Annotated in this window: 6 protein-coding genes; 4 read left to right on the top strand and 2 right to left on the bottom strand. The window is 62.0% G+C overall.

Features of this window, described 5'->3' with window-relative positions; genetic code table 11:
- The first annotated feature begins 221 nt into the window (after window positions 1–221).
- The 4 genes from Pan216_RS12440 (at window position 222) to Pan216_RS12425 (ending at window position 9,504) form a co-directional block, all read left to right on the top strand.
- Window positions 222–2,738, top strand: a complete 2,517-nt coding sequence (locus tag Pan216_RS12440; protein WP_145258304.1) for a multicopper oxidase domain-containing protein — start codon at window positions 222–224, stop codon at window positions 2,736–2,738.
- Between the two features lie 516 nt (window positions 2,739–3,254).
- Window positions 3,255–4,616, top strand: coding sequence for an efflux RND transporter periplasmic adaptor subunit (locus Pan216_RS12435; protein WP_419193583.1), 1,362 nt, complete (start codon window positions 3,255–3,257; stop codon window positions 4,614–4,616).
- A gap of 32 nt (window positions 4,617–4,648) precedes the next feature.
- The gene (locus Pan216_RS12430) at window positions 4,649–8,155 is read left to right on the top strand and encodes an efflux RND transporter permease subunit (protein ID WP_145258302.1); all 3,507 of its coding nucleotides are present in this window, start codon (window positions 4,649–4,651) and stop codon (window positions 8,153–8,155) included.
- Between the two features lie 1,043 nt (window positions 8,156–9,198).
- Complete coding sequence (locus Pan216_RS12425; protein WP_145258301.1) at window positions 9,199–9,504, top strand: hypothetical protein; 306 nt, start codon at window positions 9,199–9,201, stop codon at window positions 9,502–9,504.
- Between the two features lie 115 nt (window positions 9,505–9,619).
- On the opposite strand, the gene Pan216_RS12420 is transcribed toward Pan216_RS12425, so the two are convergent.
- Complete coding sequence (locus Pan216_RS12420) at window positions 9,620–11,869, bottom strand: serine/threonine-protein kinase (RefSeq protein WP_419193582.1); 2,250 nt, start codon at window positions 11,867–11,869, stop codon at window positions 9,620–9,622.
- A gap of 299 nt (window positions 11,870–12,168) precedes the next feature.
- Entirely contained in the window at window positions 12,169–14,430 is a 2,262-nt protein-coding gene (locus tag Pan216_RS12415; RefSeq protein ID WP_145258299.1) for a serine/threonine protein kinase, read from the bottom strand.
- Window positions 14,431–14,977 lie beyond the last annotated feature (547 nt).

The raw sequence follows: 14,977 nt of genomic DNA, 5'->3' as shown, positions 1-14,977 counted from the left end.
ACGAGTTGCTCGACGTTTGCCGTTCCGCGACCTCCCCGAAACCGCTCCCCGTTCCGGTCATGCGGCATCGACCTCTCAACTTCACCCAATCTTCCCCGCCTACCTCTTGCGTACCAAGTGCAGGTTTGTAACCATGCAGCCACCGGCAACGTAACCTATTCCCAAACAACACGTTACAAAATACAGTCACACCAGAACGGTGCACCCGACGGAGAGGAACCATGACGGATCGACGCGGCGACGCGAACCAAGAATTGAGCTCCATAACGCATCCGGCCCTGACATTCGAGTGCCTATCCGAGCGGATTGTTCCCGTCCTCGACCCCTTCCAAGAACCCGAGTTGCTCGCCAGTCAAGACGGTGTGCTCGACGTGACGCTCATGCAAACCGTGGGCCCCGCGATGGTCGGTGATGTCTTGGCCGAGAACGTCTGGACGTATAACGGCGAGCTCTCCGCCCCGCTCCTCCAGGCCAATCCCGGCGACACGATGCGGATCAACGTCGTCAACGATCTGCCGCAACAGACCAACCTCCATACCCACGGCTTGCACGTCTCTCCGTTGGGCAACAGCGACAACGTGTTGATTCAGATCGATCCGGGCGAGTCGTTTCAGTACGAGTTCGACATCCCCGACGACCATCCCGACGGGACCCACTGGTACCATCCCCATCGTCACGGCCTGGTCAACGAGCAAGTCGCGAAGGGACAAGCCGGGATGCTCGTCATCGGCCGGGCCGACGGGGGATTCCCGGAGTTGGACGGACTCGTTCAGAACCACCTCGTTATCCAGCACACTTGGGTTCAGGACGGCGAAGTTCGCGTTCCGCCGGACGGCGAGTTCCACGACGAGCAGATCATTACCGTCAATGGGCAGCTCAATCCGCTGATGACGATACAGCCGGGTGGATGGCGCGTCTTCAACATCGTCAACGCGGGTAGCGATGCCTTCTACCGACTGCAACTCATCGACTCCACCGCTCCCGAAGAGCCCATTCCATGGCTTGCGGTCGCCCGGGACGGTCAACCCTTCTCGACAGTGGGCAACCCACGTCCCGCAGGCAACCCGGCGACCCTCGGCATGCCGACGGGTTCGCGCTGGTCGGTTCTCGTCAAGGCGCCCGACAACCCCGTTCCCGGCCAGGAGTACACGCTCGAAACGATCGGGTTCGGCCCATCTCCCGGGAATCCCGATCCGACCAACGTATGGCCGGCCCGAACCCTAATGACCATTCGCTTCGAGGGAGAACCCTGGGACGCCCCGACGGGGTTCGTCGCGCCCCAAACCGGTTCGACGCTCCAGGCACCGAACAACCTCTTCCGCGATCTGCGCGTGGTCGAGCCGACGGAAATTGCCGCCTATCGGGTTGCCGAGTTCAGCGACGAGAATGGCTTCCAGCTCATCAACGCGCAGGCCTATCCGAACAATCCGGTCTTTCAACCGAGAATCGGCACGATCGAGGAGTGGACGCTCGTCAACTCCTCTTCCCAGGACCACCCCTTCCACTTCCACACCAACCCCCAACAAGTGATCTCCGGACCGGGACCAGTCGGCGCCCAAGGCCTCGGCATCTGGCAGGACATCGTCAACATTCCGGCCGGCACCACGGTCACGATTCGGATCGAGTTCCAGGAATTCCTGGGAGATGTCGTTTACCACTGCCATCGGCTCATTCACGAAGACCACGGCATGATGGCGGGCGTGACCATGATCCCCAACGATCCGATCTTCGCGGTCAGCGTCGACGAGGGGAGCCCTCCCGTCGTCGAGATCATTAGCCCCGTCACCAACGAGGTCGTCTCTCGTTTCTTCGCGTTCGATCCGAGTTTCCTAGGGGGCGTCTCCACGGCGATCGGGGATGTCAACAAGGATGGCTTCTACGACGTCGTCGTCGGCGCCGGCCCTGGTGCCGGACCGCACGTCAAGGTCATCGACGGAACCAAGCTCGATCAGATCGACGAGAATGGCGTCATCAGTGACAGTGCCCTCTTCTACAGTTTCTACGCGTTCGATCAGTCCTTCCGCGGCGGCGTCTCGGTCTCCGGCGGCGATATCAACCTCGACGGTTTCTGCGACCTCGTGGTGGGAGCGGGCGCCGGCGCGGGGCCTCACGTTCGGGCGTTCAATGCCGTCGGACTGGCCGAACTCGCGAGTTTCTACGCCTACGACCCAAGTTTTTCCGGTGGAGTGCGCGTGGCGGCGGGAGACATCGTCGGCGATGGATTCGCCGCCATCATCACCGGAGCCGGCTTCGGTGGCCCCCCGCATCTTCGCGTCATCGATAGCGAGCAACTGAACAACATCCTCCCCACCGGGGAGATCGCCGTCAGTGCCCTGATGGCCAATTTCATGGCCTTCGACCCGGACTTCCTGGGGGGCGTCTTCGTCGGAGCCGGACAGATCACAGGCTTCGGCTACACCGACATGATCGTCGGTTCCGGGACGGGAGCTCGTGGCAACATCAAGATCTACGGCAACGTCGACGACGATCCGCTCAGCCACGTTCATCACCATCCCAACATCGAGCAACTGGACAGTTTCTTCGCGTTCGAGGACTCCTACCTCGGGGGCGTTCGCGTCTCCTCGATGAAGAGCCAAGAGCTGATCGCTCCCTTCAACACCAGTCGCGACAACGTGGTGGCATCCCCCGCGGTCGGCGATGGATTGATCCACGAACTCTTCGGCCGAACGATCGCTCCCCCACCGCTGCCGACGGACGGCCACTCGGGTCACGGATAAAGAGAGGACATCAAGCGGTGCTCGGGATCCTGTTCGGGACAAACCGCCACGACCTACTGGTCACGCCATTCGGGCCAAGGCGCTGAGTCCCCTCACCCCTCGCTGGCGCGTCGGAAACGGCGCCGGGGAGGCGACTTCGACTCGCGTAAGTTCTCCGCTTGCCAATTTCTTTACCGGAGAGTAGACTCGGCACTAGGTGAATGAGTGGTCAAGAATTCGCTCGTCACCCCTACAGAGCAGTGACGCCCACACCCGGAACCCCTGCTTCCTCGATCTCACCTGAATTCACCGCAAGGGGATGTTGCGGTAAAGACACGAGACCACCGCTCGGCTGGATGCTGAGCACGATCAACCAAGCCGGCGATCCGAAGACGCCTGTGGACCGGTCGACGGCGTTGACAGTAACCACGTAGGACGGTTTCTCGACTGACGCGATGGCTCACGAAAGCGCCGGTCCGCCACGAAGACACGCGACGTATGCTCCGAACCATATTTAGTCCTTCCTTTGGAGTGCTCATGAAACTCTCCACCGCATCCAACCGAGAACCCCGTCCATCTTCGATGCTCGTTCTCTCTCCCATTCTCGCCTTGCTCGCCGTCGGTCTGATCGCTTTGCCCGCGTCCGCGCAGAATGAGGCCCCCGTCGTCGCGGTCACTCCCGTGATCAAGCGCGAGATCTCGACTGGGCAGACCTTCGTCGGCACGGCCCATCCCTCACGAACCGCCGTCGTCGGTAGCGCCGTTCACGGTCGCGTGATCGAATTGGCGGCCAATGAGGGCGATCGCGTCGAAAAAGGCCAAAAACTCGCTCAATTGATGACCGAAACGATCGCGTTGGAGCTCGAAAGCGCCAAGGCAGAGTTCCAACTTCGCGAGCAGGAACTCGCCGAACTGGAGAACGGATCGCGTCCGCAAGAGATCGCCCAGGCGAAGGCACGGATGAAGGCGGCCGAAGCTCTCATGGAGTACCACCAGGCCAAGAGGGAACGCGCCGAGCAGATCTATCGGCGCAGCAAGGCCCTCTCCGTCGAAGAACTCGAACTCGCGGTCTCCGGCTCGATCGAAGCGGCCGAGATGCTCGACGAAGCCAAGGCGGTGCTCGATTTGGTGATCGAAGGCCCCCGCAAGGAGGTGCTCGCCCAAGCCCGCGCCCGCGTCGCGATGCAGCGTGCCCTGGTTGAGAAACTGAGCGATCAGATGAAAAAGCACACCATCATCTCGCGTTTCGACGGTTTCGTCACCGTCGAACACACCGAACTGGGCGCGTGGGTCAGCCAAGGCGATCCCGTCGCCGAGGTCGTCGCTCTCGACATCGTCGAGGTCGAATCGCACGTGCTCGAGGATCATGTCCCGCACCTGCGGATTGGCGACGAGGTTCGTGTCGAGATCTCCGCCCTTCCCAGCGAGGTCTTCGTCGGCGAGGTGGCGAGTATCATTCCCAAGGCCGACGGACGAACCCGAACGTTCCCGGTGAAGGTTCGCGTCGAGAATCGCATGGTCGACAATCATCCGCTCATTAAGGCCGGCATGATGTCTCGGGTCACGCTCCCGACGGGACCGACGCGCCCCGCGATCCTCGTCCCCAAGGACGCCCTGGTCATCAAGGGACGAAACGCGGTGGTCTGGACGGTCGATCCCAGCGATGTTCAGTCGGTCGACGGTCCCAACGGCTTGTCCTGGCATGAAGGCCCGGTCCAGCCGATCCCGGTCACTCTGGGAGTCGCCGACGGAAATCGAATCGCCGTCGACGGCGCCCTCAAGGCCGGTCAACTGGTCGTCATCAAGGGCAACGAACGGATTCAGCCACCAAGTCCGGGCAAACCCTCCATCGTCCGTTGGACGAGCACGACCAACTCCAGCGCGGTCAGTTCTCTCTAGCACAGTTTGTTGACGCAGGAAAAGCGCAAACCATGGGGCTTGTCGATTCTCTCATCCGGCATCCGATCAAGGTCTCTGTCGGTGTCCTTATGGTGAGTCTGTTCGGCTTGGTCGCCGTCGACCAAATGCCGCTTCAGCTCACCCCCGAAGTCCAAACTCCCACGATCACCGTCGATACGACGTGGCAGGGCGCCAGCCCCCAAGAGATCGAGCAGGAAATCATCGTCGAGCAGGAGGAACAGCTCAAGGGCGTCGAAGGCGTCAGCGAGATGTCCTCCGAAAGCTCCGACTCGCGCGGGCGGGTGATCCTCGAGTTCGCCGTCGGGACCGACATGCGCAAAGCGGTCGTCGATGTCGTTAGCCGCTTGGAACAGGTTCGCGACTACCCCGAGGACTCCGACAAGCCGGTCCTGAGTACCGCGGACGCCAACGATCGGCCAATCGCGTGGTTCATGCTCAGCGCCCGTCGCCCCTCCAGGGAGGATCTTCTCACCTTCCAAAAGGAGAATCCCGACCTCAAGGAAGAGATCGACTCGGTCCTGCGATCCTCTGAGTCGCTGATCATGATGCGTTTGCGGCGTCTGGCCGCGACCGACGATCGCTTTCAGAAGCTGCTTCCGCCCGAAGATCTCGACGTGATCAAGTTGCGGCGATTCGCCGAGGACGAGATCGAATCGCGCTTCGAACGGGTCTACGGCGTATCCCAAGCCAACGTCCTGGGCGGGTTGGAGAACGAGCTCCAAGTCGTCGTCGACCCCCAGAAGCTCGCCGCTTCGCGGCTCACCGTCGACGATGTCCGACGGGTCCTCTCGACGCAGAACGAGGACACGTCCGCGGGCGACTACTGGGAGGGAAAGCGTCGTTGGGTGACGCGAACCCTCGGCCAATTTCGGACTCCTCAGCAAGTCGAGGAGCAACTGCTCGCGGTTCGCGACGGCGCTCCGGTCTACATTCGCGATGTCGCCGTGGCGCGGCTGGGCTACAAGAAACCTGATGGATTCGTCTACCGCTTCGGAGAGACCTGTATCGCGATCAACGCGCTGCGGGAGACGGGCGCCAACGTCCTCGATGTGATGGCGACGCTTCGCGAGGTGGCCGACGAACTCAACGAGGGCGTGCTTGCCGAGCGCGGCCTGGAAATCGTTCAAGTCTACGATGAAACGGACTACATCTACTCCTCGATCGACCTGGTCCGACAGAACATCTTCATCGGCGGCGCGCTGACGATGGTCGTGCTGATGGCGTTCCTTCACTTCGGAACGCGGGCGATGATCGTGATTCCGCTCATCCTGGCCAGCGCCTTGGGAGCGGCCTACGTCTCACCTTGGTTCTTCGCCGTCTGTCTCGTGCTGATCATCGGCTCTGGTTTCTGGTTCGCTCGCGGAGCTTTGGTGGTCGGGCTGGCGATTCCGATCAGTATTGTGGGAACCTTCCTCATTCTTCACCTGCTCGGGCGGTCGCTCAACGTCGTGAGTCTGGCGGGCATGGCGTTCGCTGTCGGCATGCTGGTCGACAACGCGGTCGTGGTGCTGGAGAACATCTATCGCCGCCACGCGATGGGCGAGCCCCCCTTCACCGCCGCCGCGAAAGGAACCGAAGAGGTTTGGGGAGCGGTCGTCTCCTCGACGCTGACCACCGTCGCGGTCTTTCTACCGATCGTCTTCGTGCAGGAGGAAGCGGGGCAACTCTTCCGCGACATCGCGCTGGCGATTAGTGCCGCGGTAAGTCTCTCGCTCGTCGTCTCGGTCGTCGTGATTCCCGCGGCGGCGGCACGGCTCTTTCACGACCATCAGGATGATGATCCCGGCGGTCACTCCGATGCCGATTCCTTCGATCAAGCCGACGGCACCGAACTGCGTTCGCGCATGATTCGCGGCGTCAATTCCATCGGCGGCGCATTCATCGGTGGAGTGATCGGGCTGAACTCCTGGGTCCAGCGACACGTGGCGAGGCAGTTGCTCGTCATCGGTCTCTTGGTCGGGATGTCGCTGGGACTGAGCTATCTCTTCTGGCCGAAAGTCGAATATCTACCGACGGGCAACCGGAACCTCATCTTCGGGATCCTTCTGCCCCCGCCGGGCTATAACCTCGACGAACTCACGAGCATGGGCAAGGTCGTCGAGACGACACTTCAGCCCTATTGGGACATCGATCCCGCCGAAGTCGACCTGGAGGCGTTGGACTATCCCGCCATCGGTGACTTCTTCTTCGTCTCGCGCGATCGGCGTGTCTTCGTCGGCGTCCGGGCTCTCGATCAGTCGCGAGCGAGCGACCTGGTTCCGCTCGTGCAAAAAGCGGGCAAGGAACTCCCTGGAACGTTCATGGTGGCCAAGCAATCGAGCCTCTTCGAGCGCGGCCTCAGCGCCGGCCGAACCATCGACGTCGAGATCACCGGCCCCGATCTTCCACAGCTCGTCGCGTTGGGCGGGCAAGTCATGGGCATGGTCAAGACGTTGATGCCCGACGCCCAAGCGCGGCCGGTCCCCAGCCTCGACCTGTCGAGTCCGGAAATGCACATTCGTCCGAAGCTGATCCAAGCCGCGCAGATGGGCGTCAACAGTAGCGATCTCGGCTACGCGGCCAACGCCCTCATCGACGGGGCCTACGCCGGCGACTACTTCCTCGAGGGTGACAAGATCGACCTGACGATCCTCGGCCAGGAACAGTTCGCCCAGCGTTCGCAAGATGTCCGCGCCCTGCCGGTCGCCACCCCGATCGGCGCCGTCGTTCCCCTGGAAGCGCTCGCGAGCATTCAGTTGAGCAGCGGCCCCGAGCAGATCAATCATCGCGAACGAATCCGCGCCATCACCGTCGAGGTCTCTCCACCGCCGGCGATGGCCCTCGAGGACGCGATGACCCTCATTCAGCAGGAGGTCGTCGCCAAGATCTCCGAACAGGGCTCGCTCAAGGGTGGCTATCGCATCCATCTCGCCGGAACGGCCGACAAGCTCCGCGACACATGGCAAGCGCTGCGGTTTAACATCTTTCTGGCGCTCCTGATCACCTATCTCTTGATGGCGGCGCTCTTCGAATCTTGGCTCTACCCATTCGTGATCATCTTCAGTGTGCCGCTCGGCGCGGTGGGTGGAGTGCTCGGTCTCTACGCGCTCAACATCTACCTGGCCTCGATGGGACAGCTTCCGCAACAGCTCGACGTCTTGACGATGCTGGGCTTCGTCGTGTTGATCGGCACGGTCGTCAACAACCCGATCCTCATCGTCCATCAGTCGCTCAACCACATGCGTGAAGACGACATGGCTCCGACCGAGGCGATTCTCGCGAGCGTCCAGACACGTATCCGGCCGATCTTCATGACGACGATGACGACCGTCCTCGGTCTCTTGCCGCTGGTGCTCTTTCCCGGCGCGGGAAGCGAGCTCTATCGCGGTCTGGGGAGCGTGGTGCTCGGTGGGCTGATGGTCTCGACCGTCTTCACGCTCTTCCTGGTGCCGACCCTCTTCTCGATCACGATGTACGTCCGGGACCAGTGCCTGCATCTCCTCGGGCGATCCTCCTCACCGGCCCACCATTCGGCCTGAGCGAGCGCGTCGTCCGACCCTTCAACGATCGTTGCCCCTGATCGATTGCCGGCCAGGGGTTTCCGAGGAGTGAGAACGTTTGCTCCACGGCGCATGCCAAGCTCGCCCCCACGATCCCACGATCCCACGATCCCACGATCCCACGATCCCACGATCCCACGATCCCACGATCCCACCGATCCCACGATCCCACGATCCCCACGATCCCACGATCCCACGATCCCACGATCCCACGATCCCACGATCCCACGATCCCACGATCCCACGATCCCACGATCCCACGATCCCACGATCCACGATCCCACGATCCCACGATCCCACGATCCCACGATCCACGATCCCACGATCCCACGATCCCACGATCCCACGATCCCACGATCCCACGATCCCACGATCCCACGATCCCACGATCCCACGATCCCACGATCCCACGATCCCACGATCCCACGATCCCACGATCCCACGATCCACGATCCCACGATCCCACGATCCACGATCCCACGATCCCACGATCCCACGATCCCACGATCCCACGATCCCACGATCCCACGATCCCACGATCCCACGATCCCACGATCCCACGATCCACGATCCCACGATCCCACGATCCCACGATCCCACGATCCCACGATCCCACGATCCCACGATCCACGATCCCACGATCCCACGATCCCACGATCCCACGATCCCACGATCCCACGATCCCACGATCCCACGATCCCACGATCCCACGATCCCACGATCCCACGATCCCACGATCCCACGATCCCACGATCCCACGATCCCACGATCCCACGATCCCACGATCCCACGATCCCACGATCCCACGATCCCACGATCCCACGATCCCACGATCCCACGAGGGTGTTCTCTCAATCTTCCCCCTGTCTCCACGTCCATGCCAGCGAGGTTTTCGCTGTCCTTCTCTCGGCCATTCTCACCATGTACTTGCAGAGGAATGACACAGGGAGTCATTCAAAACGCAAGAGCCTGTTCGCCCGGATCGAGTCCCGAGGCGTCGAGCACCAGAAGGAGTTGTGAGCATGCGTCGTCTCGGCAAGAAGGTCGGATTGAGTTTCGCCACCTTGGCCCTCGTGGTGGCCTCGTGCCTGGTCTGGTCGGCTCCCGCGCAAGCGGGCGTCGGCGTCAACGTCATCGGTTCGAAGTCCGGTTATCGCCACTACCCACGATACAACTACTTCGTGCGACCCTATGTTCCCCGCGGCTACTACGGCTATCCCGTCGTTCGCTACGGCTTTCCGCGGAAGATTCACCATCACCATCAACGGCACCACCAGCCGATCAAGATCCAACCCTTTCCCCTGCCCGGTCATCGCCACGGTCACTGAGCATTCGCTCGACCGACGGGCTTCGGGAGGCCTCACGACGTCAGTCTCCCGAAGCGAGCCCCTTTCGCGAGTTCCTCCCTCCGACACGCCTTCGCCCCGCAAGCTTCCCCGACCGTCAGTCCGGCCGCCCGAGTTGCACGAGGACCATCCGCATCAAGATCGACGCGACGATGATCGGTACGAGGATCGCGATCACCGCGGCGATCATTCTCCACGCGAACGCCTCCTCCCCGAAGGGAGCCATTTCCATGTTGAGGGAAAGGACCACTCCCAGATGTTCGCCGGCATCCTCGAAGACGATGGGAAAACGCTGCGCCACGATGACCCGTCCCGACCCTCGAAAGACCTTGCCGCGCGTGTGGTCACTTCGATCGCGCAGAAAGGAGGTGATGCTGGACGGCAACTCGGGAGGAACTCTCTCTTGACGCCGCCGGATGCTACCGGGTCGCCAGAAGATCGTCTCCCCGTCGGAATTGGTGATCAACGCGTCGGCGTAGAGCATCGTGCCCAACGAGTGAAGTATGAGTTCGCGAAGATCGAGTGTCACCCAGACGTAGCCGCGCAAGGTTTCCCCTTCGACGACCTTGGTGCCGAGGAAGATCTCGGATCCGAACTTCGCGGGGAGGTCCTTGCCTGCCTCTCGCGGAAACATCGCGACCGTCCCTTCCTCCATCCTCACGAGATGCCTTCTCACTTGATCCGCGTGGACAAGTTCCGTCGTCGCCTTGATGAAGACGCCACCACCCTCATTCCCACGGCGAAGCTCCACGATGCTCCCGTCGAACGCCGCGTTGGCGAACGCGATCATTCCCATCTCCGGACGCTCCGCCAGAAAGGTGCCGAGTCCGTTCGACGTCATCGTTCGGATCTTCGTCGCGTCCCTTTCCTCGACCAAATCGAGCGTCTCTCGCAACCGGCCAAGCAGGCGGACGCCATTCTTTGCCCGATTCAGGGCGTACTCGAGACTGCTTGCGATCGAGTCGACCTTGTCTTCGGTGATGGCGATGGCGGCATGTTTCACGATCCGTTTGTTGGTCCACCAAGCGGAACCGACGAGGGCCGCGCAGCAAAATAGGACGACCAGCGCGCCGCCGAGATAGATCGAACGCGAGGGATGAGTGACAATGCGGCGTGCCATTCTCCGCATCCAAGGCTCGCGGTAGCAGGAGACGGGACGCCCCGTCGTCCATCTGTCAAGATCGTCGGCAAGCGCGGAGACGTTGGCATAGCGTTCGGCACGATCGAAAGCCATCGCTTTGCAGGCAATCGCCCCGAGCGTTCTGGAAACCCGGCCGAACTGCTCGCGAACCCGAGCGTCCGGCCACTCGGCGCTCGCCTGCCGGTTGGGTGAGGCGTCCGCATCTCGATGAGGAACGTCGCCGGTGAGGATCGCGAAGAGAACGGCGCCGATCGCGTAGATGTCGCTCCGCTCGTCGACGACGTTCCCGGTCGCTTGCTCCGGCGACATCCAACCGGGGGTGCCCACGCACTTCGTGCCCGAATCGACGCGAGTGCGCGAAAGGAGATTCGACCGGACGCCGAACTCCTCCTTGGCATCGATCAGCCTCACGAGCCCCCAATCGATCAAGTAGGTGCTGCCGAAGTCCTCGCAGATAATATTGGATGGCTTGATATCGCGATGAATCACCCCACGGTCGTGAGCGAAGGCCGCCGCGTCGCAGACCCGAAGGAGACGACGAAGCAGTTGCTGGATCTTCTGGTTCTTCTCTTCGCCCACCGGTGCTTGAGCGTGGAAGTCGCGAATCTCCTCGGCGAGCGTGTGTCCTTGCAGCAGTCGCATGATGTAGAACGGCGTCGAGTCTTCGTCCGGCGCCGGCACGTAGTAGACCGGGACGATGTTGGGATGCTCGAGTTGAGCTGTCACGTGGGCCTCGCGTTCGAAGCGCGAGTGGATCTGGGCTTCGTCGCCGAGTCCGGGCTGAACCCGTTTGAGAAGGACTTCCCGCCCAGTGCCGGGTTCGCGAACGCGCAGCAACTCGCCCAAACCACCCCGCGCGAAGACGCCCTCATTGAGGAAATTCGTCCCGCTGACGGAACCGCGCGTGGTCGAGAACATCGGAAAGTAGCGTCGGATCACGTCCAGAGAATCGAGAGATGCTGATGACAGCAGCGTGTCGCGAACGGCGTTCGCGTTCCAACAGCTCTCCCGAAGGAGTGCCGTCAGCCGTGCCTCGAGTCGCTCGTACTCGATCGACGAGACGACGCCAAGCTCCAGGAGCCGTTGGCGCAGCGTCGCGTCGGTCGCGTCACTGCTTTCCATGCTCGCTAGCCGACGAGCGCCCGCGATCTTGTGGGGGTGCTCGGCCAGAAGGAGCAGGAGGAACAGCTCGTCGTAGTCGATCATGCGCGTTCGCCCCCCCCGAATGTCGGCCGACGCCATCGACGGCTTGCGCTCTCGAGTCCGTTGGCTCTCGAGTCCGTTGGCTCTCGAGTCCGTTGGCTCTCGAGTCCGTTGGCTCTCAAGTCAGATGCCCCAAGAATAGTCCATCCGTGCCCGGTCCCTAACTTGATCCGACGATCGCTGCCGCAGTTCCCTCGAGGCGAGCCTGCCAAGTGCCGGTTTCCGCGCGGGGGCGGACCAGGTGCTCCCACTCCTTGTACGGCGGCGCCGGGCTCGGATTGACGTGCGTTTTCCGTCTCCGGTCAGTCATCCAACGCGACCTGGACGAGAAGGAGCCGCAGAAACGCCCCCACGAGGATGATTGGCACGATGATCGCCACGGTGTAGTAGAGCAACGTCAGAACGAACTCTCGCGGGCCATGCGGGAGGTCCCAGAGGTTGGCCGAGATGACGACCGCCAGTTTGGCGGTGTTCTTCCCGAGCGTCGCGTCGAGGAAGCGGACACCCGTGACGTGCAGCCCATCGTCCTCGATCAACATTCCCGGCGCATGGTCCTTGGCGAACGCCGCCGGGCCGACCAAGGTGTCGACGTCGTGCCAACTCGGTTGGTCGTCGGCTTCACTGGAAGCGGGACTCCACCAAAGTTGCTCACCGACCGAGTTGACAAACCCGATGCTCGCGAACTGGTGCTGGCCGACGGCGTGGTCGAATAGTGGCGGTAGCGAAACGTTGACCAAGAGATAGCCGATCACTCTCTTGTCTTCGGTGACCTTGGTTCCGAGAACGACTTGCGATTGCAGGTGGTGGCCGGCCCCAGGTTCCTCGAGTCGACTCAAGAGAACGACCTCGTTCGCTTCCGAATCCCGAAGTTCCGCGATACGCGTGAGCATCTCCATCGGATCGCCGCGACGCTTCACCTCGAACTTCTCGTGGCCAACGCGTTTCACTTCGAGATAGCTCTTGGAGACACCGGGCGGAAAGAGGATGCGAACCTTCTCGAAGGAAGGCCGCATCTGCAGGAAGGCCTTCAAATACGACAGATCGTCCTCCGAGCCACTCACTCCCTCGGGATCGCTCAACGCGGCGACGGTATCCCCAAGACGGGAGAGAAACAGCACATCGACCCGCACCCGCTGGAACTCACTGTCCAAGATCGCGGCGATCGAGTTCGACTTCTCGTCCATGAGCTTCCGCGTCATCTTCTTGGTCAGCGACGAGCTGACGCTCCAAGCCGCCGCGATCAATAGCGTGCAACACATCGAGATGAGGATCACGCCTCCGAGCACGATTGAGCGCGAGGGACGATTCATCAGCCCTCGGGCAAGTCGCCGACTCAGGCTCTCCTTGTGACATGAAACCGGCTCACCGACCTCCCAACGTTCCAAGTCGCGGACCATCTCCTTGACCGACGGATAACGATCCTCCGGCCTCTTGGCCATTGCCTTGGCGCAGATCGCGTCGAGCGTCGGCGAGACGGAGCTCTTGCGGTCCTGGGGGCGCGGGGTCGGTTCGTCCACGATCCGGCGATAAGTCGCCACCAGAATCGGCGCCGTTTGATGAGGAGGCCCCCCCGTCAGGATGGTGAAGAGGGTCGCTCCCAACCCGTAGACGTCGGTGCGAATGTCGACATCTCCTCCACTGGCTTGCTCGGGCGCCATCCATTCGGGCGTCCCGACCCGTTCGCCCGCGACGGTCGCCCCCTTCACCATGGGCGAGGGCGAGGGCAACGCGGCCGTCTCCTCCCCGCGCTCGACCAGTTTGATCAATCCCCAGTCGATCAAGTAGGTGCTGCCGAACTCGCCGCAGATAATGTTCTCGGGTTTGATATCGCGATGGACGATTCCCTGGGAGTTGGCGAAGGCGACCGCTTCACAGACACTTAGGAAACGGCGCAACAGGTCGCGCAACATCACGCGTCGATCGGAACCGGACATTTCCGAGACGTGAAGTTGGGCGATGCTCGCCTCGAGGGTCCGGCCGTGAAGGTGCTGCATGACGTAGAACGGACCTTCGTCGGTCGCCTCGTCGGGAACGTGATAGACGGGAACGACGCTCGGATGCTCGAGCCTCGCGGTCATGCGTGCTTCCCGAAGAAAGCGTTTCACGAGAATCGGGTCGGAAACTAGTTCCTGACGCATGCGCTTGAGAAGCACCATACGGCCCGTTCCCGACTCGCGAACCCGCCAAACCTCCCCCAGTCCGCCCCGCGCGTACAAACTGTCCATGACGAACTGGGTGCGATGCTCGGGAACCTCTTCCAGCGAACTCGTCTCGGGAAACCAGCGCTGAAGGATACGCCGGTCGCCCGGTTCGAGCCGTTCGCGGAGCGTTCTCAAGGCCGTCTTCGGGTTCCAGTCGATCTCGTCGAGCATGGCGCCGAGCTGTTCCTCGAGCTTCCCGAGCCGCTCCGCGGTGAGAACCCCGAAGTTGACCAATGCCTGCCGCACGGAGCCTTCGCCGGGTGTCGGCGTCGGAAGACGTTGAATCGCTCCCAGGATGTCGCCCCAGACCTCCCTCTCCGTGGCAGCCACGTACGTCAGAAAGAGTTCATCGAATCCAATCATCGAGTCGCGTTCTCGTTTGATCCCTCGTCCCAACCAAGCCCACGGTCTTCCCCAAGCGAAAAGATCGTCAACTCGCCGATGGGCACTCGTCCCTTCTCACTCCGCGCCACGAACGTCCCATTCCTTCGCGTCGCCGCTCGCGTCATTCGCGTCAGGCCCACGAACCCCGCGAAGCCCCTCTACTGACGATACCGATTTCAAGAGGAGATGGCGTCGACTCCCGATGCCACCCCCGCTGATTCTCACCACAAAAACGCTTGGAATTCCGAGAAACCGGCGAACCGCACCCTTTCCAAACGAGTCTCTAGCATCGTCGAGTGAACGTGACGGAGGGGTGACCATGTTGGCTGCCAACGAGCTACAACCGCGAATCTTTCCGACGAGGCGGCGCGACGCATTCCTTCAGCAGGGATTCGCGACGCTCCCGGGCAGGTGGTGACGAGTGGGCGACACTCACGATCCCCCATGCCCGGCGTCACGATGATGTCGGGCTTTTTCGTGCGCTCGTCTCGGGCACCGGTTCGGCGATGAACCGAACCACGTTCTC

Origin of the sequence: Kolteria novifilia, assembly GCA_007748055.1 — a bacterium.
GTDB classification, from domain to species: domain Bacteria; phylum Planctomycetota; class Planctomycetia; order Kolteriales; family Kolteriaceae; genus Kolteria; species Kolteria novifilia.
This window is presented reverse-complemented; position numbering and strand designations above follow the sequence as displayed.